At 72.0% G+C, this 24,955-nt stretch carries 22 protein-coding genes and 2 pseudogenes; 16 read left to right on the top strand and 8 right to left on the bottom strand.

Translation table 11 applies throughout. The features are described from left to right. Positions 1-28: 28 nt before the first annotated feature. The 7 genes from BS83_RS05145 to BS83_RS05115 all read left to right on the top strand — a co-directional run bounded on the left by BS83_RS05145 (position 29) and on the right by BS83_RS05115 (position 8,330). Positions 29-1,468 (top strand): MFS transporter, encoded by a 1,440-nt coding sequence (locus BS83_RS05145; protein ID WP_037601424.1) that lies wholly within the window; start codon positions 29-31, stop codon positions 1,466-1,468. After that, positions 1,465-1,869, top strand: coding sequence for a MarR family winged helix-turn-helix transcriptional regulator (locus BS83_RS05140; protein ID WP_269664835.1), 405 nt, complete (start codon positions 1,465-1,467; stop codon positions 1,867-1,869). Before BS83_RS05145 ends, BS83_RS05140 begins: the two co-directional genes overlap by 4 nt. A gap of 213 nt (positions 1,870-2,082) precedes the next feature. Continuing rightward, positions 2,083-3,771: a phenylacetic acid degradation protein PaaN gene (paaN, locus tag BS83_RS05135; protein WP_037601421.1), complete on the top strand. Its 1,689-nt coding sequence runs from the start codon at positions 2,083-2,085 to the stop codon at positions 3,769-3,771. Between the two features lie 328 nt (positions 3,772-4,099). Continuing rightward, a complete protein-coding gene (locus tag BS83_RS05130) occupies positions 4,100-5,344 on the top strand; it encodes an ABC transporter substrate-binding protein (protein WP_084713147.1) in 1,245 nt (414 codons plus the stop codon). Between the two features lie 27 nt (positions 5,345-5,371). Then, entirely contained in the window at positions 5,372-6,526 is a 1,155-nt protein-coding gene (locus BS83_RS05125; protein WP_037601419.1) for an ABC transporter ATP-binding protein, read from the top strand. Continuing rightward, the gene (locus BS83_RS05120) at positions 6,523-7,476 is read left to right on the top strand and encodes an ABC transporter permease (protein WP_037601416.1); all 954 of its coding nucleotides are present in this window, start codon (positions 6,523-6,525) and stop codon (positions 7,474-7,476) included. Before BS83_RS05125 ends, BS83_RS05120 begins: the two co-directional genes overlap by 4 nt. After that, complete coding sequence (locus BS83_RS05115; RefSeq protein ID WP_051942655.1) at positions 7,476-8,330, top strand: ABC transporter permease; 855 nt, start codon at positions 7,476-7,478, stop codon at positions 8,328-8,330. Before BS83_RS05120 ends, BS83_RS05115 begins: the two co-directional genes overlap by 1 nt. A 37-nt stretch (positions 8,331-8,367) precedes the next feature. Here BS83_RS05115 and BS83_RS05110 read toward each other — a convergent pair whose 3' ends face one another. Beyond that, positions 8,368-8,910: a CGNR zinc finger domain-containing protein gene (locus tag BS83_RS05110; RefSeq protein WP_037601413.1), complete on the bottom strand. Its 543-nt coding sequence runs from the start codon at positions 8,908-8,910 to the stop codon at positions 8,368-8,370. A gap of 108 nt (positions 8,911-9,018) precedes the next feature. Here BS83_RS05110 and BS83_RS05105 point away from each other — a divergent pair, with 108 nt between their 5' ends. The 3 genes from BS83_RS05105 to BS83_RS05095 are packed head-to-tail and all read left to right on the top strand — an operon-like array spanning position 9,019 to position 11,147. Continuing rightward, positions 9,019-9,483, top strand: a complete 465-nt coding sequence (locus BS83_RS05105; RefSeq protein WP_037601409.1) for a VOC family protein — start codon at positions 9,019-9,021, stop codon at positions 9,481-9,483. A gap of 13 nt (positions 9,484-9,496) precedes the next feature. Next, positions 9,497-10,384, top strand: a complete 888-nt coding sequence (locus BS83_RS05100) for a pyridoxamine 5'-phosphate oxidase family protein (protein ID WP_232248056.1) — start codon at positions 9,497-9,499, stop codon at positions 10,382-10,384. Between the two features lie 7 nt (positions 10,385-10,391). Further along, on the top strand, positions 10,392-11,147 hold the full coding sequence (locus BS83_RS05095) for a TrmH family RNA methyltransferase (RefSeq protein WP_051942654.1): 756 nt from the start codon (positions 10,392-10,394) through the stop codon (positions 11,145-11,147). Here the strand turns inward: BS83_RS05095 and BS83_RS45130 are convergent. From BS83_RS45130 to BS83_RS05080, 3 genes and pseudogenes are all read right to left on the bottom strand, one after another. Then, a complete protein-coding gene (locus BS83_RS45130; RefSeq protein WP_157596921.1) occupies positions 11,122-11,925 on the bottom strand; it encodes a BRO-N domain-containing protein in 804 nt (267 codons plus the stop codon). The two genes, BS83_RS05095 and BS83_RS45130, sit on opposite strands and share 26 nt — an antisense overlap. Positions 11,926-11,970: 45 nt before the next feature. Next, positions 11,971-13,202 (bottom strand): annotated as a pseudogene (locus tag BS83_RS49085) (HTTM domain-containing protein). Continuing rightward, positions 13,202-13,948 (bottom strand): DUF5819 family protein, encoded by a 747-nt coding sequence (locus BS83_RS05080; RefSeq protein WP_051942650.1) that lies wholly within the window; start codon positions 13,946-13,948, stop codon positions 13,202-13,204. The pseudogene BS83_RS49085 and the gene BS83_RS05080 overlap by 1 nt, the downstream one beginning before the upstream one ends. 141 nt (positions 13,949-14,089) lie before the next feature. Here BS83_RS05080 and BS83_RS05075 point away from each other — a divergent pair, with 141 nt between their 5' ends. From BS83_RS05075 to BS83_RS05055, 5 genes and pseudogenes are all read left to right on the top strand, one after another. After that, positions 14,090-15,238, top strand: a complete 1,149-nt coding sequence (locus tag BS83_RS05075) for an acyl-CoA dehydrogenase family protein (protein ID WP_037602653.1) — start codon at positions 14,090-14,092, stop codon at positions 15,236-15,238. A gap of 49 nt (positions 15,239-15,287) precedes the next feature. After that, a complete protein-coding gene (gene mobA, locus BS83_RS05070) occupies positions 15,288-15,971 on the top strand; it encodes a molybdenum cofactor guanylyltransferase (protein WP_051942649.1) in 684 nt (227 codons plus the stop codon). A 56-nt stretch (positions 15,972-16,027) separates the two neighbouring features. Then, positions 16,028-16,297 (top strand): annotated as a pseudogene (locus tag BS83_RS48810) (DUF6457 domain-containing protein); the annotation flags it as partial. A 344-nt stretch (positions 16,298-16,641) separates the two neighbouring features. After that, a complete protein-coding gene (locus BS83_RS05060) occupies positions 16,642-17,859 on the top strand; it encodes a molybdopterin molybdotransferase MoeA (protein ID WP_037602648.1) in 1,218 nt (405 codons plus the stop codon). Beyond that, positions 17,850-18,935 (top strand): potassium channel family protein, encoded by a 1,086-nt coding sequence (locus tag BS83_RS05055; protein ID WP_408640969.1) that lies wholly within the window; start codon positions 17,850-17,852, stop codon positions 18,933-18,935. Before BS83_RS05060 ends, BS83_RS05055 begins: the two co-directional genes overlap by 10 nt. Before the next feature lie 28 nt (positions 18,936-18,963). Here BS83_RS05055 and BS83_RS05050 read toward each other — a convergent pair whose 3' ends face one another. The 3 genes from BS83_RS05050 to BS83_RS05040 all read right to left on the bottom strand — a co-directional run bounded on the left by BS83_RS05050 (position 18,964) and on the right by BS83_RS05040 (position 22,342). Next, positions 18,964-20,166: a hypothetical protein gene (locus tag BS83_RS05050; protein WP_408640968.1), complete on the bottom strand. Its 1,203-nt coding sequence runs from the start codon at positions 20,164-20,166 to the stop codon at positions 18,964-18,966. Beyond that, positions 20,150-20,557: an ArsR/SmtB family transcription factor gene (locus BS83_RS05045; protein ID WP_037601401.1), complete on the bottom strand. Its 408-nt coding sequence runs from the start codon at positions 20,555-20,557 to the stop codon at positions 20,150-20,152. Before BS83_RS05045 ends, BS83_RS05050 begins: the two co-directional genes overlap by 17 nt. Before the next feature lie 132 nt (positions 20,558-20,689). Next, the gene (locus BS83_RS05040) at positions 20,690-22,342 is read right to left on the bottom strand and encodes an LCP family protein (protein ID WP_232248054.1); all 1,653 of its coding nucleotides are present in this window, start codon (positions 22,340-22,342) and stop codon (positions 20,690-20,692) included. 308 nt (positions 22,343-22,650) lie between these two features. Here BS83_RS05040 and BS83_RS05035 point away from each other — a divergent pair, with 308 nt between their 5' ends. Beyond that, positions 22,651-23,619: an NAD(P)H-quinone oxidoreductase gene (locus tag BS83_RS05035; RefSeq protein ID WP_037601398.1), complete on the top strand. Its 969-nt coding sequence runs from the start codon at positions 22,651-22,653 to the stop codon at positions 23,617-23,619. Between the two features lie 37 nt (positions 23,620-23,656). Here BS83_RS05035 and BS83_RS05030 read toward each other — a convergent pair whose 3' ends face one another. Beyond that, positions 23,657-24,937 carry a helix-turn-helix domain-containing protein gene (locus BS83_RS05030; protein WP_037601395.1) on the bottom strand — a complete coding sequence of 427 codons (1,281 nt, stop codon included), beginning with the start codon at positions 24,935-24,937 and terminating at the stop codon, positions 23,657-23,659. Between the last annotated feature and the right edge of the window lie 18 nt (positions 24,938-24,955).

The following is a 24,955-nucleotide window of genomic DNA, read 5'->3' as shown; positions in this document are numbered from 1 at the left end:
CAACTCTCGTCGGAAGGGGGCGACGTCCATGGAGCTCACCGCACGACGGCGGTTCCTGGTCCTGGCCATCTGCTGCATGAGCCTGCTCATCGTCGGGCTGGACATCACGATCGTGAACGTCGCCCTCCCGTCCATCGGCCGTGACCTCGGCGCCGGCGTCTCCGGGCTCCAGTGGGTGGTGGACGCCTACACCGTCGTGCTGGCCAGTCTGCTGATGCTGGGCGGCTCGACCGGCGACCGGCTGGGCCGCCGCCGGGTCTTCCAGGCGGGCCTGGTGCTCTTCACCGTCGGCTCGCTGATCTGCGGCCTCGCGCCGAGCCTGAGCTGGCTGATCGGCGCGCGCACCCTGCAGGCCGTGGGTGGCTCGATGCTCAACCCGGTGGCCATGTCGATCATCACGAACACGTTCACCGACCCCAAGGAGCGGGCCCGCGCGATCGGCGTCTGGGGTGCGACGGTCGGCTTCAGCATGGCGCTCGGCCCGGTGGTGGGCGGTCTGCTGGTCGGCTCGGTAGGGTGGCAGGCGATCTTCTGGGTCAACATCCCGGTGGGCCTCGCGGCGCTGGTGCTGGCCGGTCTCTACATCCCCGAGTCCCGGGCCCCGCGCCCGCGCCGGGCCGACCCGGTCGGACAGCTCGCCGTGATCGTCCTGCTCGGCTCGCTGACCTTCGGGATCATCGAGGCGCCGACGGCCGGCTGGGGATCGGCGCAGTCGCTGCTCTGCTTCGGGCTGGCGGCGAGCGCGCTGGTGGTGCTGCTGATCGTGGAGTCGCGGCGCTCCGAGCCGCTGATCGAGCTGCGCTTCTTCCGCAGTGTGCCGTTCGCCGGGGCGACGGTGATAGCGGTCTCCGGCTTCGCCGGACTGGGCGGCTTCCTCTTCCTGAACACCCTCTTCCTCCAGGAGGTGCGCGACTTCAGCGCGCTCAGGGCGGGCCTGTGCACGCTGCCGATGGCGCTGGCGACGGTGGTCTTCTCACCGCTCAGCGGCCGCCTGGTCGGCGCCCGCGGACCCCGGCTGCCGCTGGTCGCGGCGGGCCTGGCGATGGGCACGAGCGCGCTGCTGCTGGTCGGACTGAGCGTCCACACCCCGCTGTGGCTGCTGCTGCTGTCCTACGCGTTGTTCGGGGTGGGCTTCGGGATGCTGAACGCCCCGGTGACCAACACGGCCGTCTCCGGCATGCCGCGCGCGCAGGCGGGCGTGGCGGCGGCGGTCACCTCCACCAGCCGCCAGATCGGGCAGACGCTGGGCGTCGCGGTGATCGGCTCGGTGGTGACCTCCGCGGTGGTCGGGACCTTCAGAACCGGATTCGCCCAGGCGAGCCACATCGGGTGGTGGATAGTGGTGGGCTGCGCGATGTCGGTGCTGGTGCTCGGTGTGGCGACGACGAGCGTGCGGGCGCGGGAGACCGCGCAGCGGGTTTTCGACCGGATCGAGGACAAGGAGCGGACGGCGGTGAACGCGTCGTGAGCGCGGAGCGGGTGTACGCGGTGATGCGGCGGCTGGTCCTGGAGTCGGACGACCGCAAGCAGCGTGTCGCGGACACGCTGGGCATGAGTTTCAGCCGCGGGCGCGCGCTGAGGGCGTTGGTGGACGGGCCGGTGCGGATGAGCGAGTTGGCCGGCCGCCTGCTGATGGACAAGCCGTACACCACGGTGGTGGTGGACGACCTGGAGCGGCGCGGCCTGGTCGTCCGGGAGGCGGATCCCTCGGACCGGCGCGCGAAGGTGGTGACGCTGACGGAGACGGGCCGTGAGGCCGCGGAGACGGCGATCGAGATTCTCACGGCACCGCCGGCCGAGCTGACCCGGCTGTCGCCGGAGGATCTGGAGGAGCTCGACCGCATCCTGGGGAAGCTGGGCACGGCCTGAGGGGCGCGGGGAACGGCGCGACAAGCCACTGGCGTGCGGATGGTCCTCAATGCGCAGGGCCGTCCGCAGGGGGTGGTTCCTCGCGCAGTTCCTCGCGCCCCTGGGGGTGCAACCTGGCCGATGCCGCAAAGTGACCGTTTCACCCGACCGATCATTCGGTTACCGTAGGTGCTTGGCAGAGTCGCCGCCAGGACCCATGAGGAGTGCGTCGAAATGACCGCAGCCACGGCCCACCCGCTGATCGCCCGTCATCAGGAGACCTTGGAGCGCGCGGTGAGCGCACTCGCCGAGCGGGACTACTGGTCGCCCTACCCCGAGTTCCCCAAGGCCTACGGCGAGGACGCCCTCGCCGTCGGCGCGGCCGCGTTCGCCGCGCTGAAGGGGACGACGCGGCTCGCCGCCGAGGGCGACGCCCTCGTGGGGCCGGACGCCGAGGCCGGGGGCGAGGTGTCGCCGTTCGGGGAGGCGCTGAACATCGCGTACGGCTACCGCGGCGCGGACGCGCTGATCGCAGGAGCCACGGGCGCCATGCCCGCGTGGGCCGCCGCGAGCCCGCTGCTGCGCGCCGCCGTCTGCGCGGAGATCCTGGCGCGGATCAACGCCCGTTCGGTCGAGTTCGGTTTCGCCGTCCAGCACACCACCGGGCAGGCCTTCGGCATGGCCTTCCAGGCGGGTGGCCCGCACGCGCAGGACCGCGGTCTGGAGGCCGTCGCCTGCGCGTACGCCGAGCAGACCCGGCTGCCCGCCAAGGCGCAGTGGACCAAGCCGCAGGGCAAGCGCGACCCGCTGACGATGGAGAAGGAGTTCCTGGTCCGTCCGCGCGGCGTCGCCCTGCTGATCGGCTGCAACACCTTCCCGACCTGGAACGGCTTCCCCGGCTTCTTCGCCTCGCTCGCGACCGGCAACCCGGTCGTCGTGAAGCCGCACCCCCGCGCCGTGCTGCCGCTCGCGCTGACCGTCGAGATCGCCCGTGACGTGCTCACCGAGGCCGGGTTCGACGCCGATCTGGTGCAGCTCGCGCCCGAGCAGCCCGGCGAGGGCCTCGCCAAGATGCTGGCCACCCGGCCCGAGGTCGCGATCATCGACTACACCGGGTCCACCGCCTTCGGCGACTGGCTGGAGGAGAACGCCCGCCAGGCGCTCGTCTACACCGAGAAGGCCGGCGTCAACACGGTCCTGATCGAGTCGACCGACGACTACGCCAACGCCCTGGCCAACCTGGCGTTCAGCCTCTCGCTCTACAGCGGCCAGATGTGCACCACGCCGCAGAACCTGCTGATCCCGCGCGGCGGCATCGCCACCGACCAGGGCGCCAGGAGCTTCACCGAGGTCGTCGGCGACCTCGCCGACGCGCTGGGCAAGCTGCTGGGCGACGACGCGCGTGCCGCGCAGCTGCTGGGCGCGGTCGTGAACCCGGGCGTGCTGCAGCGGGTCGAGCGGGCCGAGAAGGGCGAGTACGGGGCCCTCGCGCTCGCGCCGCGGGCCGTGGTCAGCCCCGAGTTCCCCGAGGCGGTCATCCGGACGCCCGCGCTGGTGACCCTGGACTCCGCCTCCGACGCGCTGCCGGGCGAGTGCTTCGGGCCGGTCGCCTTCGCCATCGCGGTGGACTCCGCCGCGCACGGCGTGGCGCTGCTGGCCGAGACGGTCCGCACCCGCGGGGCGATGACGGCGGCGGCGTACACGACCTCGCCGGAGGTCGAGTCGGCGGTCGTCGACGCGGCGGTCGACGCGGGTGTTTCGCTTTCCCTGAATCTGACCGGCCAGGTCTACGTGAACCAGACCGCGGCATTTTCCGATTTGCACGGTACGGGTGCGAACCCGGCGGCGAACTCCGCCTACTGCGACGCCGCGTTCGTGGCCGGACGCTTCCGTGTGATGGAGGTCCGCCGCCACAACGGGTGAGATCTTCACCGAGCTCACAGGGGCCGCCCGGCCATCATGCCGGGCGGCCCCTGCCGCTTCCACTGGCACGGATGTAGGGCTTTTGTTGCGCCTTTTACAGGCTGTAGGTAGCCGTCGGGGGGAGAAATCACGCAGGGTAAGCGGTGATGCGGATCACGTTGCGATGGCGAAGCGTTGATAACGATTCCGCTGCCAGATCGCATCCGGGAGATGGAAACCGTAGATGAGCGCTCTAATCTCGGTCCCCATCGCCCGCCCGCACGAATGACCGCTGCTGGAAAGGACCTCGGCCAGCCCCCGCGTCTTTGAGAAAGGCACTCTCCCCAACATGACGGGTTCCAGCTCTTTCGAGCTCTCGCGCTATATGAACCGCACCCGGTTCGCCTCGACCGCTCGACGGATGAGTCGGCGTTCGCTGCTGCGCGGCGCGATGGCCGGCGGGCTCGCCGTGGCGGGCGCGGGCGCGCTCTCCGCGTGCGGCGTCCAGGGCCATGTCGTCCCGCCCGGGTCGAAGGACAACGGCCAGGCCGGACACGACTACTCGGACACCGAGAAGAAGGTCGTCTTCGCCAACTGGCCGGCCTACATCGACGTCGACGACAAGAACCAGAACCTGCGCCCCACGCTGGCCGCGTTCGAGAAGCAGACGGGCATCCAGGTCGACTACCTGGAGATCATCAACGACAACAACGACTGGTACAACAAGGTCGACCCGTCGCTGGTGAAGGGGCTGGACACCGGCTACGACATCATGGTCGTCTCCGACTACATGGTCGCCAAGTACCGGACGTACGACTACATCCAGGCCTTCGACCTGGCGAACATGCCGAACCACTCCAAGCTGCTGCCGAACGTGCTGCACGACCCGACCGACCCGGGCCGGCTCCACTCGGTGCCGTGGGCCTACGGCTTCACCACCATCGCGTACAACAACAAGCTGGTGAAGACGCCGATCGGCTCGATCGCCGAGATCTTCACCCGGCCCGACCTCAGGGGCAAGGTGTCCCTCTTCGCGGAGATGGAGGACACCGTCGCGCTGGCGATGCTGGCGCAGGGTCTCGACCCGGAGAACTTCACCGACGCGCAGTTCAACCAGGCGCTGGACTACATCCGTCAGGCCAAGGACCGCGGTCAGATCCGCTCCTTCACCGGCAACGACTACCTGAGCGACTTCCAGCAGGGCAACACCGCCGTGACCATGGCCTACTCCGGCGACGTGGCGCAGCTCGGCAAGGACTACCTGGTGACGGTCGACCTCCCCAAGGAGGGCATGCTCGCCTGGTCCGACAACTGCGTCATCCCCAACTTCGCCCGGCACAAGAAGAACGCCGAGAGGTTGCTCAACTACTACCTGCAGCCCGACGTCGCCGCCGCTCTGGACGACTACATCGACTACATCCCCTCCGTGCAGGGGGCCGTCGAGGCGCTGCAGCAGCTGGACTCCGACGCGGCCTCGGTGCCGCTGATCGTGCCGACCAAGGAAATGCTGGCGAAGTCGCGTGGCTTCATGGCGCTCACGATCGCCCAGTTGAACGACTACACCGCCCGCTTCCAGCAGGTCACCGGCCAGTAGTACCGCCCGACGGAGAGAAGAGTTCCGATGAGTTCCCACGACGTACTCGGTCGTACCCAGGGCGGAGACCTCCGCCTGGCCGGCCTCACCAAGCGCTACGGTTCCTTCACCGCCGTGGACGATCTGAGCCTGACCATCCCCCAGGGTTCGTTCTTCGCGCTGCTGGGCGCGTCCGGCTGCGGCAAGACCACGACGCTGCGCATGATCTCGGGTCTGGAGGACCCGACGATCGGTCAGATCTTCCTGGGCGAGGAGGAGGTCACCGACCTCAAGCCGTTCCGCCGCCCGGTCAACACGGTGTTCCAGAACTACGCGCTCTTCCCGCACCTGGACATCTTCGAGAACGTCGCCTTCGGCCTGCGTCGCCGTGGCGTCAAGGACGTCAAGAAGTCCGTCACCGACATGCTCGACCTGGTCGAGCTTGGCCACCTGGCCAAGCGGAAGCCGACCCAGCTCTCCGGCGGTCAGCAGCAGCGCATCGCGCTGGCCCGCGCGCTCATCAACCAGCCGCAGGTGCTGCTGCTGGACGAGCCGCTCGGCGCGCTGGACCTCAAGCTGCGGCGCCAGATGCAGATCGAGCTCAAGCGGATCCAGACCGAGGTCGGCCTCACCTTCGTGCACGTCACCCACGACCAGGAGGAGGCCATGACCATGGCCGACACCATCGCGGTGATGAACCACGGCCGGATCGAGCAGCTCGGCTCCCCCGCCGAGCTCTACGAGAACCCGGCGACCACCTTCGTGGCGAACTTCCTGGGCCAGTCCAACCTGATCCCGGCCTCGGTCGAGGGCGAGAAGGACGGCGTGGTCACCGTCTCCGCGCACGGTCAGCCGCTCAAGGTCGACGCCAAGCGCTGCCGGTCCACCAGCGGAAAGATCATCCTGGGCGTCCGTCCGGAGAAGGTCCAGATCGCCACCGGCCGCGGCGAGGTCCCCGAGGGCTTCAACGCGCTGACCGGCGGCAAGGTCGTCGACACCAGCTTCATCGGCGTCTCCACGCAGTACCTGGTGCAGATGTCCTCGGGCGAGGAGATCGCGGTCTTCGAGCAGAACACCGGCCGCGCGATCCAGCGTCCGGGCACCGAGGTCGTCGTCTACTGGGATCCGAGCCAGGGCTTCGGCCTCGAGGGCTCGCAGGACATCGAGGCCGGCGCCGAGGCGGACGAGGAGGCCGCCGCGTGACGACTCTCCTCGACGCGCCGGCACCGGCCGGGGAGAAGACCCCCGACCGGAAGCCGCGCCGCAACTGGACGCCATGGGTGCTGTTGCTGCCCGGCCTGCTCTGGCTGATCGTCTTCTTCCTGCTGCCGATCCTCACCTCGGTCTCGGCCTCGGTGCAGACGGGCAACTACGACGACGGCTTCAAGCTGACCTGGCACTGGGCCAACTACTCCCAGGCCGATCCGATCCCCGGCTTCTGGGGCCTGTTCGGCGGCCCCTACGTGACGCAGTACTGGCACTCGCTGCTGTACTCGCTGATCACGACGATCGCCTGTCTGGCACTGGCCTACCCGGTCGCCTACTTCATCGCCTTCAAGGGCGGGAGGTGGAAGACGCTGCTGATGGCCCTGGTCATCGTGCCGTCCTTCACCAGCTTCCTGATCCGCACCATCGCCTGGAAGACGATCCTCGCGGACAACGGCACCGTCGTGCACGTGCTGAACAGCCTGCACGTCCTCAAGGTGACCACGGCGCTCGGCTGGACCGTCGGCCACCACGTGCTGGCCAGCCCGGCCGCGGTGATCTGCGGCATGGTCTACAACTTCCTGCCGTTCACGATCCTCCCGCTCTACACCTCGCTGGAGAAGATCGACCCGCGCCTGCACGAGGCCGGTGCGGACCTGTACTGCAGCCCGCTCAAGACCTGGCGCCGGGTCACCCTGCCGCTGTCGATGCCCGGCGTCATCGGCGGCACCCTGCTGACCTTCATCCCGGCGGTCGGCGACTACATCAACGCCCAACTGTTGGGCAACCCGAACACCACGGTGGTCGGTCAGCGCATCGAGGACCTGTTCCTGCGCCAGACCAACGGCTACCCGGTCGGCTCCGCGATGTCGGTCGTGATGATGGTCGGCACGCTCATCATCGTCATGACCTACATCCGCAAGGCCGGGACGGAGGACCTGCTCTGATGGCTACTCAGACCCTGGACGCCCCCGCGGGCGCGCTGAAGGTCCGGCGGCGGAGCCCGCTGGACTGGGCCAAGCAGCACGTCCTGCTGGTCGTCACCGTGCTGGTGTTCGTCTTCATGCTGCTGCCGAACGCCGTCATCCTGTGGATGTCGTTCAACCAGCCCGACGGCAAGTTCAACTACACCTGGAACAAGTTCTCCCTGGACGCCTGGAAGAACCCCTGCTCCAACAGCACGATGTGCCACAGCATCGGGCTCTCGCTCGGCATCGGCGCGGTCGCCACGATCATCGCCACGATCCTCGGCACGATGATCGCCTTCGCCATGGTGCGCCACCGCTTCAAGGCGCGCAGCGGCATCAACGCCCTGCTCTTCCTGCCGATGGCCGCCCCCGAGGTCGTCATGGGTGCGACGCTGGCGGCGCTGTTCTTCAACACCATCGGCCCCGGCGGCATGGGCTTCTGGACGATCACCATCGCCCACGTGATGTTCTGCATCTCCTACGTGGTGGTGACGGTCAAGTCCCGGCTCGCGGGCATGGACCCGACGCTGGAGCGGGCGGCGGAGGACCTCTACGCCACTCCGACGCAGACCTTCATGAAGGTCACGCTGCCGCTGGTCGCCCCCGGCATCGGCGCGGCCGCGCTGCTGGCCTTCGCGATCTCGATCGACGACTACATCATCACGGTCTTCACCGCGGGCAACTCGGAGACCTTCCCGATGTACATCTTCGGTTCCGTGCAGCGCGCCTACCCGGCGCAGATCGACGTCATCGGCTCCATGATGCTGCTCGGCACGATGCTCGTCATCGTGGTCTCGCAGCTCCTCAACCGGGCGCGCTCCGCCCGGAAGTAGCACCGCTCCGCTTCACCTGGGACACCCTGTCCGGCGCTCAGCCGGGCAGGGTGTCCTGCTTCTGGTGGGAGTAGTGGCGGGCCGCCTTGGCGCGGTTGCCGCAACCGGACATGGAGCACCAGCGGCGCCGGCCGTTCTGCGAGGTGTCGAAGAAGGTCAGGATGCAGTTCTCGTGGGCGCACTCGCGGATCCTGGCCGGGCCGAGCGCGAGCAGGCGCAGGTAGTCGTCGGCCGCGAGCCAGGCGGGGAGCCAGGCCTCGGGGACGTCCGGTTCGTCGTGGGGGGTGCCGTCGGCCGCGAGCGTGCGGCGGACGGAGCCGTGCGCGAGGACGGCGTTGAGCGGTGCGGTGTCGGTCGGGTCGGCGCGCAGCGCGAGCAGGGCGGCACGTGCTTCGAGCAGGGCGTCCAGGACCGCGTCGGTCGGGGTGACGCGGTCGGCGAGTCCGTTGGACGCCAGCCAGATCGGCAGGCCGTCGTACTCGCGGAAGAGCACGTCGCCGTGCCAGCGGGAGTTGAGCAGGTCCAGTGAGATCGGCTCGCCCCGGAGCGGCCGCGGGTCTGGGGTGTCCACGTTTTCCATTCTAACCGGTCATGGTCACATGAACGGTTGCGAGCCGGATTTCTAACCTCTATTGTCATGCGTAGTGGTTAGAACGAACAACGTGCACCCCTACCCAGGAGTCCTGCCATGACTGCTTCGCTCCGCACCGGCCACGTCGGCATCAACGTCACCGATCTGGATCGCTCGGTCGCCTTCTACCGCGACGTCCTCGGGCTGGAGGAGCTCGGCGGCAGCAAGCCGGGCACCGCCCCCGAGCGCCGGGCCGCCCGGCTCGGCAAGAAGGGCGAACTGCTGGTCACCATCTGGCAGCAGGCGGCCGGCGCGCACGAGCGCGACCGGGCCGGCCTGCACCACCTCGCCTTCGAGGTGGACACGGTCGAGGAGGTCCGCGAGGCCGAGTGGGCGCTCAAGGAGCGCGGCGCGACCTTCGAGTACGACGGCGTCGTCCCGCACGGCGAGGGCCAGGACTCCGGCGGCATCTTCTTCGTGGACCCGGACGGCACCCGGCTGGAGGTCTTCACCCGCAGCGGCGTCGCCGCGGAGGGTGGCCACGCGCCGCACGCGGATGCCCCCACCTGCGGCTTCTTCTAGGCCGGTGGGCACCGTGACCGCTGTGGCCGGCTACCACCAGGGCGAGCGCACCGCTCAGGCGCTCGCCGGGGAGACCGCCAAGGCCGAGCATCTGGAACGCAGCATCCGCGCCGTCGTCCCCGCCGTCGCGGCGAAGTTCCTCGCGGAGCGGCAGCTGCTGGTCGTCGGCGCGGCCGACGAGGCGGGGCGGATCTGGGCCACGGTGCTCACGGGCGAGCCCGGCTTCATCGGCGTCCCCGACGAGGGGACCGTCTCGGTGGCGGCCCGGCCGAGCCCGGGGGATCCGCTGGCCCCGGTGCTCGGCGGGGCGTCCGCGACGCAGGTCGGCACGATCGCCCTGGAGCCGGCCACCCGGCGGCGGATGCGCGTCAACGGCCTGGCCGAGAGGCGCGACGCCGGGCTGGTCGTGCACGCGGAGCAGGTCTTCTCCAACTGCCCGAAGTACATCCAGAAGCGGCGCCCGGTCCGGACCGCCCCGACCACGACGCCCGGACCGGCGCGCCGGGGCACGGAGCTGACGACGGCGCAGCAGGTGGCGGTCGCGACGGCCGACACCTTCTTCCTCGCCACGGCCGACGCCGAGGGCCGTGCCGACGCCTCCCACCGGGGCGGACGGCCGGGATTCGTGGAGGTGCTCTCGCCGACGACCCTGCGCTGGCGCGAGTACGCGGGCAACGGGGCGTTCATGACGCTGGGTAATCTCGAAACGAACTCCCGTGCGGGAATCGTCTTTCCCGACTGGGAGACGGGCGACCTGCTCCTCCTGACGGGTGAGGCCCGGACGGACTGGCAGGAGAGGTCGGTCGGCTTCGAGTTGACGGCGGTGGTGCAGCTGCCCGGCGCCATGCCGCTGCGGTGGAGCGAGCCGGAGTTCTCACCCGCGCTGCCCCCTCTAGGCTGAGTCGGTGATGATCGACGTCGAGGAACGCTGGGCCGCCTTGCAGGCCGCCGGCGACGTGGTGCTGCTGGACGGTTTCCACGCGCTCAAGCACGCGCTGCGCTTCGGGGCGACGGTCCCGCTGGTGGTGACCACGGACCGGGCGGAGCTGCGCGGACTCGCGGCCGAGCTCGCGCCGGACCTCGGTGTCATCGACGCGGAGGAGGTCCCGGCGGCGCTGCTGCGCCGGCTGGTGCCGCGACCGCACCCGACCGGCGTGGCGGCGCTGGCGCTTCGTCCACAGCCTGTGGACAACGCCAGGACCTCGCCCTTCGTGCTGCTGGAGAACCCGCGCAACCTCGGCAACATCGGCGCGGTCGTCCGCCTGGCCGCCGGCTTCGGCGCGGCGGGCGTGCTGACCACGGGCGAGGTCGACCCCTGGCACCCCACCGTCGTCCGCGGCGCGGCAGGCCTGCACTTCGCCACGTCAGTGGCCCGGACTTCCTTGGCGGAGCTGCCCGTTGGGCCGCTGTTCGCGTTGGATCCGGAGGGCGAGTCCATCCACGGCGTCGCCTTTCCGGATGACGCCGTGCTGGCTTTCGGGACAGAACGGCACGGGGTGTCGGATGATCTGAAGGGGATGGCCACCCGCATTGTGGCCATCCCCATGCGTCCTCAGGTCTCCAGCTTCAACCTCGCCACCAGCGTCGGCATGGCGCTGTTCCACTGGCAGGGGCGCGGTCGTCCACAGCCTGTGGACGTCAGGACGCCGAACGGACGCCCATGAGCTGCAGCACCTCCGCCACATAGGCGGGCGGGCCGGCCAGGGTCACGAGGTGCGGCGGGGCGGCCGGAGCGACGGCGGGCTCCGCGGTCCGCTGGCGCAGCAGCTGGCGCACGATGTCCACGAAGTGCAGACGACGGCAGGGGCGGTAGGCGATGCTGCCGCGGATGCCGACATGCTCGACGGACCGGCAGACGTAGTAGACGCCGAAGGGCGGCCCCGCCTCCTCGATCGGATCGGGCAGCACCGGGGCCATCATCCCGTGCTCGCAGTGGACCGAACCGTCCGTGCGGATCTCGAACCCCTGGTCGTCGACCATCAGGGGTGACGCGGCGGGGCGGTCGAGGTCGAGCGCCTCGGCGAAGGTCTCCGCCATGCGCTCGCGCTGGGCGCCGAGGTCGGCGTCGCCCCGGCGGATGGAGGGCAGGAGCTCGCGGCTGACCCAGTCCTGGAAGGGCCGGGCGGCGGGCTTGTCCGAGCGCATGATCAGCCGGTAGAGGCCGCTCTCGCTCACGACGTTGAGCATCGGGTTGCCACGCTGGTAGCCATTGCCACCAGCGGAAACGTGACTAACTCCGGTTGGGCTGAACTTAATCCCGCGGGTGTTCACGCGCCGGGTCTCGCTCTTGTGGAGGGACCTGGTCGCCTCGGTCGTGTTGCGGTTGTGTCCAAGGATCTTGCAGACGTCCATCGTAGCGAACCACGGCTCGCCGTCGATCACGACGACGCGGATCGGCTGCCCCGTGACCGGGAACTCCGCATTCATCATTCGCGTGTTCATGACGCGCCCTTTCGGGTGGGTGACATGGCGCCCTGAACAACGCGTTTATCCGACCGGTGACACGGGCTCCGGATCGCGCTCGGTTGTGCGTGGGGGGCGCTTGATCGACTGGCGCACGACTGGCGTGGCGGAGAGCCGCGCCACCCCCCTAGCCACCCCCTGACCGGCCCGGACGAGGAAGCCGGTGGGGAGGAAGACCGAGTCCGCGGCGATCATCGCCAGCGAGAAGAAGGGCAGGCCCAGCGTCACCGCGATCGCGGCGTGCTCGGTCATCATCAGGACCAGCAGCACGTTCTTGATCCGCCGGTTGAAGACCAGGAACGGGAACGAGACCTGCACCATGACCGTGCCGTAGGTGATCAGGAAGACCATGGTGCTGTGGCCGCCCAGCAGCGAGGCGAGGCCCGGCCACGGGTCGAAGTACGAGAGGTGCAGCGGGAAGTAGAGCGCGGTGCCGCCCTGCCAGAGCGAGCCCTGGATCTTGTACCAGCCGGCCGTCGCGTAGATGAAGCAGACCTCGACGGCGATCACCAGCATCGCGGCGTTGTGCAGCAGCTTGCCGAGCGCGTCGAGCAACTGCTCGCCCTCGCTGCCGGGACGACGCCGGGCCAGGTAGCCGCGCAGGCCGGTGAGCAGCCAGAACAGCCAGAAGATCGTGCCCCAGTCGTAGAGCCCGAGGTCGAGCATCCCGAGCTTCGCGAAGCCGGAGACCTGGCAGTACGCCAGTACCGCGCCGAGCCCCAGCCAGAGCCCGAGGCCGACCGGGTCGCCCCCTCCCGCGCGCCGCGCCGCGCGGCGCGCGCGTCCAGGGACCAGACCTGGCCGCAGCGGGTGAAGGCCAGGTAGATCGCCATCAGGTGGACGACGTTGTCGCCGCCGTCGCCGACCAGGATGCTGCGGTTCTGGATCGACAGCACCAGCACCATGAACAGCAGCGAGGTCGTCCGGGTCCGCCAGCCCACCAGCAGCAGGCCGCTGACCACGATCGCCGCCGCGTAGACGCACTCGAACCACCACCGGTCGTCCGACCAGATCAGCACGGTGAAGGCGTGGTTGGAGCCGAGCATCTGCCGGGCCAGGTCCTGGCTCCAGGGCGCCAGATCTCCGTAGAGGACGCGCCGGTGCGGCCACTCGCGCAGCAGGAAGCCGCCGAAGGTCAACGCGAAGCCGATCCGGACGATCGCCGCCTGGTAGGCGCCGAGGGTCTGGCCGGTGACGGTGGTCCAGCCCGTGAAGGTCGCGTCCGAGAGGCGTCGGGTCAGGGTCGCCGAGGTCATCAGGCCACCCCCAGCTTCTGGTAGTCATCGTCGTTCGCGGGCCACCAGGCGAGCTGCCGGTAGGTCGGCGTCGCGGTGGCGGGCGCGCCGGTCCACGAGGGGCCGGTCAGCGGGGTGGTCATCGTGCGGAACTGGATCTGGATGATCCGTTGGCCGCCGTAGCTGCGGCCGATCCGCTGGAGTGCGATGCGCTTGAGGTACTCGACCGACAGCGGGCCGCCGAAGCCGGTGGACGACTCGTCCTGCTGGCTGTGCCAGGCGGTGTAGTAGTCCCAGGCGCGTCGCAGCAGGTTCTGGTCGACGTGGCTGGGCGCGGGATTGCCGCGGATCGCGGCGAAGTCGTGGGCGGTGAGGTCGATCCAGGGGGAGTCGGCGCGGCGACCCTGTGCGTCGAGGGTCTGCACCCTGGCCTCGACCGCGATGTCGTCCTGCAGCGGGTTGGGTGCGAAGAGCTGCCAGTTCTGCTCGAACTCGGGGAGGACGTGCGCGTTGATCGCGGCGGAGTGGCGCTGCGAGACCGGGTTGCTCGGGGCGACGGAGAGGAAGACCGTGCCCAGGTGGTAGGCGACGGCGCACACCAGGACGACCACGGCGAGGCCGAGGACCAGCAGGGAGGGGAGCGACCAGCGGCGCTCCTCGTCGGGTCCGGCTGTCGGGCCCTCCTCCGGGTCGGGCGGGTCGTGCTCGTCCGGCGGTCGGGGCGCGGGCAGGGACGGTATGGACTCGCTGTTCGGCTCGTCTGCCACTGGTACCCGCCCTGCCGCTCCGGTGATTCCTGAGCACGGTACTGACGATCGGCGCCCGTGCGCGACCCTTCCGTGTATCTAGAACTTGTTCTAATCTGACGTCTCGTCAGGACTGGGCAGGGGCCGGAAATGGGGTGCGCCGTGGATTTCACCTTCACCGAGGAGCAGCAGGCCGCGGCAGAGGCGGCACGGGCCGTCTTCGCCGACGTGCCGCCGGAGGGCGGCGTGCCGAGCCCGGCCGTCGGGATCGACCCGGTGTCGACCGACGTCGACCGGGAGCTGTGGGACCGGCTGGCCAAGTCCGACCTGATCGGTATCGCGCTCGACGAGCAGTACGGCGGGGGCGGACTGGACGAGATCGCCTGGTGCCTGGTGCTGCGGGAGTCGGCCAGGGTGCTGGCGCGCGTCCCGCTGCTGGAGACCGGCGCCGCCGCCCTCGCGATCGCCGCCTTCGGCTCGGCGGAACTGCGTCAGCGGCTGCTGCCGGAGATCGCGGCGGGCCGGCTGCTGGTGGGCGTGGCCGCCCAGGGCCGCACCGGGCACGAGCCCGCCGACGAGGCGGTGACCGCGGAGCCGGTCCCCGGCGGGTGGCTGCTGCGGGGACTGCAGACCGGCGTCTCGTGGGCCCCGGTCATGGATCTGGTTCTCGTCCCGGCGCGCAGTTCCCGGGGCACGCTGCTGCTCCTGGTCGACCCGCGCGGCGCGGGCGTCACGCTGAACCGGCAGGTGTCGACCAACGGGGAGCTGGCGGGCGAGCTGGTCTTCGACGGAGCGGTCGTGGCGGCCTCCTGGCAGCTGGGCGACCCTGCGGCGGACGGTTCCAACTGGCGGGCGGTGCGGGCCAGGATGATCGTCGGCGTGGCGGCCCTCTGCCTCGGTCTCGGGGAGGCGGCACTGCGGCTGACCTCGGGGTACGCGAGCAAGCGCGAGCAGTTCGGCCACCCGATCGCCACCTTCCAGGCGGTCGCGATGCAGTCCGCCGACCAGTACATCAACCTGCGCTCGATGGAGGTGACGCTCTGGCAGGCCGCCTGGCGGATCGTCGCGGGCGCCGAGCTCGCCGACCGGCTGCCGCTGGAGGCGGACCTGGCCACGGCGAAGATCTGGTCGGCGGAGGGCGTCCGCACCATCGCCTCCACGGCCCAGCACCTGCACGGCGGCATCGGCGCGGACCTCGACTACCCCCTGCACCGGTACCACGCCTGGGCGAAGCACCTGGAACTGCTGCTCGGCCCGGCCGCCGCCTACGAGCAGGAGCTCGGCGACCTGCTGGCGGAGCACCAGCTCTGACGCGTGCCCTGCGCGCCGTGGGACCGGAAGGTGGTTGCATGGTGCTCCTATGGATGACATCGCCGACGACACAGCGGACTACGCCTACGACGCCGTGATCCTCGCCGGGGGCGCGGCCCGGCGGTTGGACGGGGTGGACAAGCCAGGGCTGCTCGTGGGCGGGGTGACGCTGCTCGACCGGGTCCTCGCGGCGTGCGGGGACGCGCGGGTCACGGTCGTCGTCGGCCCCGAGCGGCCCACCGTCCGGCCGGTCCGGTGGACGCGCGAGGAGCCGCCCGGCGGCGGCCCGGCCGCCGCGCTCGCGGCCGGCCTGGGTCTGGTGACCGCCGAGGTCGTCCTGCTGCTCGCCGCGGACCTGCCCTTTCTCGACCCGGCCGCGGTGCACCACCTGCTCGACACCCTGCGGAACGAGCCGAACATCGAGGCGGCCACCCTCGTGGACGTCGAGGGCCGGGACCAGCTGCTCACCGCGGCGTACCGGACCGCCCCGCTGCGGGCCGCGCTGGCCAGGGTCGGCCCGCCGGACGGCGCCAGACTGCGTGCCGTGACCGGGGGGCTGGCGACGCGGCATCTGACCGACCCGCGCGGGGTGTCCGTCGACTGCGACACCTGGGAGGACGTCCGTCTCGCCCGCGCCCGCGCCGCCGACCGGCCGCTGCCCCCGCACCACGCGCATCCCGCGGAGCCCGCGCACGGCGCCGACGGCCCGCACGACCCGCCCGCGGGGCGGTGAGCGGGCGGACACGCACCCGAAATCGCCCGTTGCACGACGTTGACGCGCGCATCGGCGACGATGGACCCGTGCTGGAAGACTGGATCGCCGCTGCCAAGACCGAGCTGGGCATCGACCTCGACGTCGACGTGCCCGGGCTGCTGGACATGACCCGCGAGGTCGCCCACGGCGTGGCCCGGCCGGCCGCGCCGCTGACCGCGTTCCTGGTCGGTTACGCGGCGGCCGCCGCCGGTGGCGGGCCGGAGGCCGTGGCCGAGGCGAACCGGAAGGCCGCGCAGCTCGCGCTCCGCTGGGCGGCCGAACGCTCAGAGGAGCTCTCCGAGTGAGTGGCCTCGCCGGGACGGGGGCCGACGCGGAGATCGGCGACGGCGGCGAGGCGGACCTGCTGGCCGCCTATCCCTACCTGCGGCCGCGGACGGCCGCGCCCGCGATCGCACCGGAGCCCGAGCGGCCCTTCGACTACGAGGCGGCCGAGGCGGCGGAAGCTGCGGGGGCGTCCCGGCGGGGGCCGGAGCAGGCGCGTCCGGCCGGTTCGGGGACCGGCTTCGACCAGGCGCTGGACGACGCGATCAACCTGACCCACTCCGCCCGACCAAGATCGCGAAATGTCACGCGTGAAGCATTCGGCGATCTTGAAACTCCCGGCGCCGCTACTCCCGGCGGCCCCCCGCTGCGTGAGCACGAGCTCGGCTGGCCGCAGGCCCGTGCCCGTGCCGCCCGCGCGGGAGCGCGCCCGCTCGGCGCGGAGGCCTGCGCGCTGACCGAGGCGCTGGGCGCGGTCCTCGCCGAGCCGCTCGCCGCCCTCTCCCATCTGCCCGCCTTCGACACCGCCGCGATGGACGGCTGGGCCGTCGCCGGTCCGGGCCCCTGGCGGCTGCGGACCCCGGCCGAGGGCGAGGGGCTGGCCGGCCGACCCGCCCCGACCACCCTGGAGGACGGCGACGCCGTCCGTATCGCCACCGGCGCTCCGGTGCCGGGGGGAGCCACCGCCGTGCTCCGCCGCGAGGACGGCGGGGTCCGCGAGCACGGCAGCGCCCGCGAACTCCGCTGCCGTGCGGGCGTCCGGTCGCCGCTGCCCGGCCGGGACATCCGGCCGCGCGGGCAGGAGTGCCGGGCCGGCGATCCGCTGCTCCCCGCGGGAACCCTGGTCACCCCGGCCGTCCTCGGCCTGGCCGCCGCCGTCGGGCTGGACCGGCTGTCGGTGCACCGGCGGCCCACCGTCGACCTGCTGGTGCTGGGCGACGAACTGCTGACCGAGGGCGCCCCCCGCGACGGCCGGATCAGGGACGCGCTCGGCCCGATGCTCCCGGCCTGGATCGCCGCCTACGGCGCGCGGGTGGCAGGCGTCGTGAGCGTCGCGGACGACCTGGCCGCGCTCGTCGCCGCGCTGCGCCGCTCTCGCGCCGACGTCGTCGTCACCACCGGCGCGACGGCCGCCGGACCGGTCGACTTCCTGCACGCCGCGCTCGCCGAGATCGGCGCGACGCTGCTGGTGGACGGTGTCCGGGTACGGCCCGGGCACCCGATGCTGCTGGCCGAGCTGCCGTCCGCCGGGGCCGGGCCCGTGCGGCACCTGGTCGGGCTGCCCGGCAACCCGCTCGCCGCAGCCGTCGGCGCGGCGACGCTCGCCGAGCCCCTGCTGCGCGGCCTGGCCGGCTGCCCGCAGGCGGAGCCGTACCGGGTCCCTGCCGCCGTGGAGCTGGGCGGCTACCCCGACCACACCCGGCTGCTGCCGGTCGCGCTGCCCGAGCGCGGTGCCCTGCCGCTCCGCTTCGACGGCCCGGCGATGCTGCGCGGGCTCGCCCTCGCCGAAGGCCTGGCCGTGGTCCCGCCCGGCGGGGTCGAGGCGGGCGCACCGGTCGAGGTGCTGGACGTCCCGTGCGGCTGAGCCCGGGTCGCGGCGGGAGCCGAGCGCGCGGCGAGGCGTCGCGGAAGGACGCCGCGGAGCTGCAGCAGGTACTGCTGCCCGCCCCCGAGGCCGGCGGGCCGCCGCTGCGGCAGGTGCGGCGGCGGCTGGTGCTGGCACTGCTCGTCCTGGCGGTGACCACGCTGCTGGTCTGGCTCGGTCGCGCCGGCTACCACGACAACGCCCATGACCACCTGGATCTGCTCGGCGCCCTCTACTACGCCACGGTGAGCCTCTCCACCACGGGCTACGGCGACATCACCCCGGTCAGCGACGGCGCCCGGCTCACCAACATCTTCGTGATCACGCCGCTGCGCGTGCTCTTCCTGATCATCCTGGTCGGCACCACGCTCGAGGTGCTCACCACCCGCACCCGCCGGCTGTGGCGTATCAACCGCTGGAGGCAGGACTTGGACGGCCATGTCGTCGTCGTGGGCTACGGCACCAAGGGCCGCCACGCGGTGGAGACCCTGCGGCTGAAGGGCACCCCGAAGGAGTCGATCGTCGTCGTCGACCCGCAGCGTCGCGCGGTCGAGGCCGCGAACGCGGACGGCGTGGCCGGGGTCGTCGGCGACGGGACGCGCAGCGACGTGCTGCGGCGGGCCGGGGTCGAGCGCGCGGCCCAGGTGGTCGTCGCGCCGCAGCGGGACGACACCGCTGTCCTGGTCACCCTGACGGTCCGGCAGCTGAACGCGGGGGCGGTGGTGGTCGCCGCGGTGCGCGAGGACGAGAACGCGCCGCTGCTGCAGCAGAGCGGGGCGACGGTCGTGGTGACCAGCGCCAGCTCGGTCGGCCGGCTGCTGGGCGTCTCGACCCTGAGCCCGAACGCCGGCGCGGTCCTGGACGACCTGCTGAGCGTGGGCAACGGCCTCGACGTCGTCGACCGCCCGGTCACCAGGTCCGAGGTCGGCCGCTCGCCGCAGGACTGCGGCGACCTGGTCGTCGCGGTGGTCCGGGGCCACCGCAGGCTCTCCTTCAGCGACCCTGAGGTCGCGCTGCTCCAGCCGGAGGACCGGGTCATCGCGATCCACCGCACCGACGCGGTCGCCGGGGCCTGATCGGACGGGCCCTCGTGGTCGGAAGAATCTAGGGCGGCCCGGAGCCGAGCAGCCAGACCGCGCCGTACGCGGCCGAGGCGCCGACCAGCACGGCCAGCCCGGCCGCCGCGCGGCGCGGTCGCACGCAGGCCAGCCAGGCGGCGAGCGGCATCAGCAGCGGGAAGGCCGGAAGCAGCAGCCGGGGCTTCGAGTTGAAGTAGGCCTGCGCGCCCAGCGCGACGATCACGACGACCGCCGAGTAGGCCAGGACCGGCAGCGGCTGCCGCTGCCGGACGCCCGACCACAGCGCCCAGAGCACCAGCCCGACGAAGAGCAGCAGCCCTACGCCGGCCGCGGGCGTGTGCGTCAGCTGGCGCCAGAGGAAGCGCCCGTATGCCGCGCCGAAGTCGAAGCCGTTGCCCCAGCGGCCCTGTACGTCCAGATAGGCGGAGACGCCGCCCACCCAGGCCGCGTACCCGAGCAGCCCGAGCGGCGCGAGCACCGCACCGGCGACGGCCCGCCACCGTGGGCCCTCGTGCCGTCGCAGTGCGAGCGCGGCCCCGACCCAGACGGCCGCGATCACCGCGGCGGCGCTCGGCCTGGTCAGCCCCGCCAGAGCGGCGAGCAGGCCTGCGGCCGGCCAGTGGCCGCGGAGCACGGCGTAGAGGGTCCAGGCGGCGAGCGCGGTGAAGAGCGACTCGGTGTAGGCCATGGACTGCAGCACGCCGATGGGCAGCGCGGCCCAGAGCAGCACCAGCAGCGTCGCCGCGCGGGAGCCCCAGGGCCGCCCGCTGAAAACGCGTTCGCCCACGGCGTGGATCCCGACGGCCGCCGCCAGCGACGCGACGGCGCTGACCAGGAGGCCCGCGTCGGCGTAGCCGAGGCCGGTGACGGTGTGCAGGCCGCGCTCCAGCCAGGGGAGCAGCGGGAAGAAGGCCAGATGTGAGTGGTCGCCCGCACCGCGGGTGTGCGGGGTCGCCTGGTACCCGGCCCAGTGGTAGCCGTGGGCCGCGATGTCCGTGTACCAGAGCGAGTCCCAGCGCGCGGAGAGCAGCTGGTGCGGGCTGCGGCCCTCGGCGCCGGCCCAGACCGCGAGCACCAGCAGGCCCAGGGCCCGCACGGCGACGAAGAGGCCGAGCGCGGGCAGCGCCCGGCGCAGCAGTCCGGTGGCGCGCACGGGGAGGGAGCTCGGTCGGGGACGTTCGGGGGCGGGTCGGTGCCGCAGCGCGGCGGTCTCAGACGATCCGGCCACGCGCCAAGCCCTCCACGGCCGCCAGCGTCGAGGCGGACGGTGCGCCCGTGCCGTCCTCCGCGAAGCGGCCGACGATCAGCCGGACGACGGCCGTGAGATACGGGTCGTCGACGAGGTAGACCTGACGTCTCCCCTCGCGCCGGGACCGGACCAGACCGGCGAGCCGCAGCTTGGCCAGGTGCTGGCTCACCGCGGGCAGCGAGCCGCCGACCTGCTCGGCGAGGCCGGTGACGTCGCACTCGCCGGCGGCCAGGATCCAGACGATCTGCACCCTGGTCGGTGAGGCGAGCAGCCCGAACGCGGCCGCGGCCTGCTCCAGCACCTCCTGCCCCGGTGCGCCGTCCTCGGCAGCCGTGCCCGCGGCCGCCTCGAACTCGGCGCCTGCGCCCATCTGCCTCTCCTCGCCTTGCCTTTCTCGCCCCAACAGCCTAAGGCCCCGTCCCGCCGGTCCTTCCGGTCCGGTCCGGGTCCTGGCTCGGCCGGTCCGGCAACGCCGCAGGCCGTGGGGGCGGTGCGTCCTTCGTCACGGCGCGGAGTTCGGGACGTCGGTCGCCTGGGCGTAGGCCTCGGTGGGGGTCATCACCACGCCGTTGAGCTCCACGGTCCGGTATTGGCTGACCGGCGCGCAGCCGCTGCTGTCGCCGGCGATCTGGGAGTGCGCGTCGGCGAGCGCCTGCTGGGTGTCGACCGGGGCGGGCTTGCTGCTGCCGCCGGGGAACGCGGTGCCCGAGGACCAGTCGGCGCCGATGACCAGGGTCACGCCGCTGCTGCCCGTGGATGCGCTCAGGTGGGAGGCGGGGAGCCCGAGGGCGGCGGCGACCGTCTGCGCCTGGGCCTGCTGTCCGGCGGCGTAGCGCAGCACGGTGGTGGGAGTGGTGTCGGGCGAGGTCACCGCCGTGGTGCCGGAGCCGAAGCCCTTGGCGGTCAGCGCGTTCGCGAGCTCCGTGGCCCGGCCTTTGGTGCCGCTGGCGTTCTCCACCCGCACGTCGATCTGTCCGGCGGGCACGGCTGAGGCGGTCGGCGCGCCGCTCGCGCTCGCCGTGGCGCTCGCGGTTGCGCCGGCGCCGGCCGACGGGGAGGCGGAGGCCGAGGTCGACGGTGTGGCGGCTCCCCCGCCCGGGGAGCTCAGCGACTGGTCGTTGGCGATCGCGGCGAAGAGCGCCTTCGAGCCGGCCGCGGGCACCAGCCGGTTCTGGTCGTTCGGGTCGGTGTCCGTCTGCATCGTGGTGAAGGTGATCCTGTTGGTCGGCACCTTGTTCACGTCGTTGGCCAGGCCGAGCAGGCTGCCCGCGCTGCCCAGGCCGCTGTCGACCGTCAGCGCCTTGGTCGCGGCGTCGGCCAGGCCGTACAGCCGGGCCGGGTCGGTGAGGGTGCCCGCGCTCTTGATCGACCGCATCATCGAGCTGAGGTAGAGGTGCTGGGCATAGGTGCGGCCCAGGTCGCCGCCGTCGCCGAACCCGTGCCGCGACCGGACGAACTCGAGCGCCGCGACGCCCTTGAGGTTGTGCGTGCCCTTGGCCAGCTTGAGGTGCGAGTAGGTGTCGTAGACGTTGTTGTCGACGCACACGTCGACCCCGCCGACCGCGTCGGACATGCTGACCACGCCGGAGAAGCTGGTCAGCATGAAGTGGCTGATCGGGATGCCGGTCAGCTGGTGGACGGTCTCCATCTGGCACTGCGGGCCGTAGGCCAGGGCGCTGTTGACCATGCCGTGGTAGCCGCTGGTCGAGTTGTTCCTGTCGTTCGGGTCGGTGCAGGCGGGGACGTCGACCATGGTGTCGCGGGGGATGCTCATCACCGTGGCGTTGGAGCGGTCGGCGGAGATGTGGACCAGCATCTCCACGTCCGCGTTGCCGTAGCCGCCGGTGCCGCAGTCGCCGCCGAGCCGGCAGTCCTCGGCGGTGTTCCTGGCGTCGGTGCCGATGACCAGGATGTCGATCGGGGTCCGGCCGAAGGCGTCCGGCTTCTCCTGGCCCAGGTTCTTGTCGTTCACGTGAACCGTGTGCAGGTTGGCGCTGAAGTGGTTGTACAGCCAGGTGCCCACACCGGCCGTGATCAGGACGAGGACCGACAGCACGAGCGCGACGACCTTGGCGATGCGTCGGCCGCGTGACCTCGGTTTGCGCGGCCCGCCCGCCGGTTGCCCGGCCGCGTTGCCGCCCATGTCGTCCGTCATGCCCTGATCCCTCGTCGTTCCCTCAGTCTGCCGCACGTGATGGCGGGTGCGATGTCACCGAAGTGGACGCCGGAAAGCGCTGGAGCGGTTGCATGTTTGCGCAATCCTGCAAGCGTACGCCCGTTTGCTGCCGTAAGGCCTCTCGAATGGCGCAATGTAACGAGCAATGCACGTACGGTGATCTGCTGTCCGGCCCCTCGGCCGGCTCCGGGCGCACGTCCGCCGTCCCGGTCCAGACGCTCGAGAGCGGGCCGCGGCAGGCCTGGGGCGGTCGGGGACCGGCGTTCCCCGGTAGTAGCGTCAGCAGCATGCGAGCGATCACCATCACAGAGCCGGGCGGCCCCGAAGCGCTGGTCCTGGCCGACGCCCCCGATCCGGTCCCCGGACACGGCGAGGTCCTGGTCGACGTCGTCGCCTCGGCCGTCAACCGGGCCGACGTGCTGCAGCGTCAGGGCTTCTACGCCCCACCGCCCGGCGCCTCCCTCCACCCCGGCCTGGAGTGCTCCGGCCGGATCTCCGCCGTGGGCGAGGGCGTGGTCGGCTGGTCCGTCGGCGACGAGGTCTGCGCGCTGCTCGCCGGCGGCGGCTACGCGTCCAGGGTCGCCGTCCCCGCCGGCCAGCTCCTGCCCGCCCCCAAGGGCCTGGACCTGGTGACCGCGGCCGCCCTGCCGGAGGTCGTCTCGACGGTCTGGTCCAACGTCTTCCAGGTCTGCCACCTGCGGCCCGGCGAGACCCTGCTGGTCCACGGCGGTTCCAGCGGCATCGGCACGATGGCGGTCCAGCTCGGCAAGGCGATCGGTGCGCGGGTCGCGGTGACGGCGGGTTCCGCCGAGAAGCTCGCGGCCTGCGCGGAGCTGGGCGCGGACGTGCTGATCAACTACCGCGAGCAGGACTTCGTCGAGGAACTGGCGAAGCTCGGCGGCGCGGACGTGATCCTGGACGTGATGGGCGCGAAGTACCTGGACCGCAACATCGACGCGCTGGCCTTCAACGGACGCCTCGTCATCATCGGCATGCAGGGCGGCGTCACGGCGGACCTGAACATCGCCAAGCTGATGGCCAAGCGCGGCGCGGTCGCCTCCACCTCCCTGCGCGCCCGCCCCCTGGAGGAGAAGGCCGCGATCGTCGCCTCGGTGCGCGAGCACGTCTGGCCCCTGATCGAGTCCGGCGTGGTCAGGCCGGTCGTGGACCGCACCTTCCCGCTGGCGGAGGCCGCGGACGCGCACCGCCTGATGGAGTCCAGCACCCACATCGGCAAGATCCTGCTGGTGGTCTGAGCCGACACGCGGCGGCGCCGACCCGGGCGGACCGGCCCTAGCTCTGGGGTTCCGCGCGGGCCCAGGTGGTGCCGTCGTAGAAGTAGGCGGGCAGGCCCTTCAGGCCGACGGTGCGGAAGGGCTTGCCGTTGTCGTCGATGCGGGCGACGTCCTGGCGGGAACCCTGGCTCCAGACGAGTTCGAGGTACCAGCTCACGTCCTGGTCGGTGGTGTGCGCGTCGACGTCGATGACCTGGGGGTCGGTGGCGGAGACCTGGTAGGGGAAGTTCGAGAGGGTCGCGGTCAGACCGCTGCCCACCAGGCCGGCCACCGGCTTCGCGCGCGGTGCGGGGGAGTCGAGGTCGACGGCGAAGTTCGCCGGGTCGAGTCCGGCGCCGCAGCCGGAGGCGGGGGTGTAGCCGATCCGCTTCGGGGCCGGGCGGCTGCTGACGATCCGCACGTAGAGGGCGTGCAGCACCACCGGTCGGGCGGAGGTGCCCTGCACCGTCACCTGCAGCCGCAGGTCCTCGGCCGGGATTCCGCCCAGCGCGGCGGCCCAGGCGTTGGTCTGCTGCAGCGAAGGGGGCGGCGGCACCTTCGCGGGCGGCTGGCCGAGCAGGAACCACTGCCCGCACTGGCTGTCCCAGTTGTCCGAGAGCACGTTGACCTGGAAGGGCGGCGGCCCGGTGTCGGGGCTCGGCCGGGTCGAGGGGGAGGGCGAGGGGCCGAGCGACCCGGTGGGTGACGGCGAGAGCCCGGCGGACGGCGTCGCGGACGCCGACGGACTGCCCGGGGCGTTCGTCGATGCGACCGGGGCGGACGACGTGGCCGCGCCGCGGCCCGGAAGGGACGCCGAGACGGGCTGGTCGTGGGAGGCGCCGCCCACCGTCCGCAGCACGAGCGGCACGAGGACGGCCACGGCGGCGACGCCCGCGAGCACGGCCCTGGTCCGGCGCGGGCGTCGGCCGGGGCGCGGTGGCCGCGTCGGGAGGCCGTCGGGCTCCGCGGCTTCGACAGGCGCGAGGCCGGGCCCGGGCTGGGCCTCGGGTTCGGGTGCGGACGCGGGTTCGGGTGCGGGCGTGGACGTGGGGGCGCGGCGTTCGGCGTCGGCGAGGAGCCAGCGGCGGTGGAGCGTCACCAGTTCCTCGGGCGTCGCCCCGCAGACCCGGGCGAAGCGCTCCACCGGCGCGTACTCGCCGGGGACCGCCGCGCCGTTGCAGTAGCGGTGCAGCGTCGAGGTGCTGACGTGCAGCCGGGCGGCGAGCGTGCCGTAGCTCCGCCCCGAACGCTCCTTGAGCTCGCGCAGCTGGGCTGCGAAATCCTCGATGCCCGTCGGCATGTCACCCTCCCCCTCGTC

The organism is Streptacidiphilus rugosus AM-16 (assembly GCF_000744655.1).
Taxonomy (GTDB): Bacteria; Actinomycetota; Actinomycetes; order Streptomycetales; family Streptomycetaceae; genus Streptacidiphilus; species Streptacidiphilus rugosus.
This window is presented reverse-complemented; position numbering and strand designations above follow the sequence as displayed.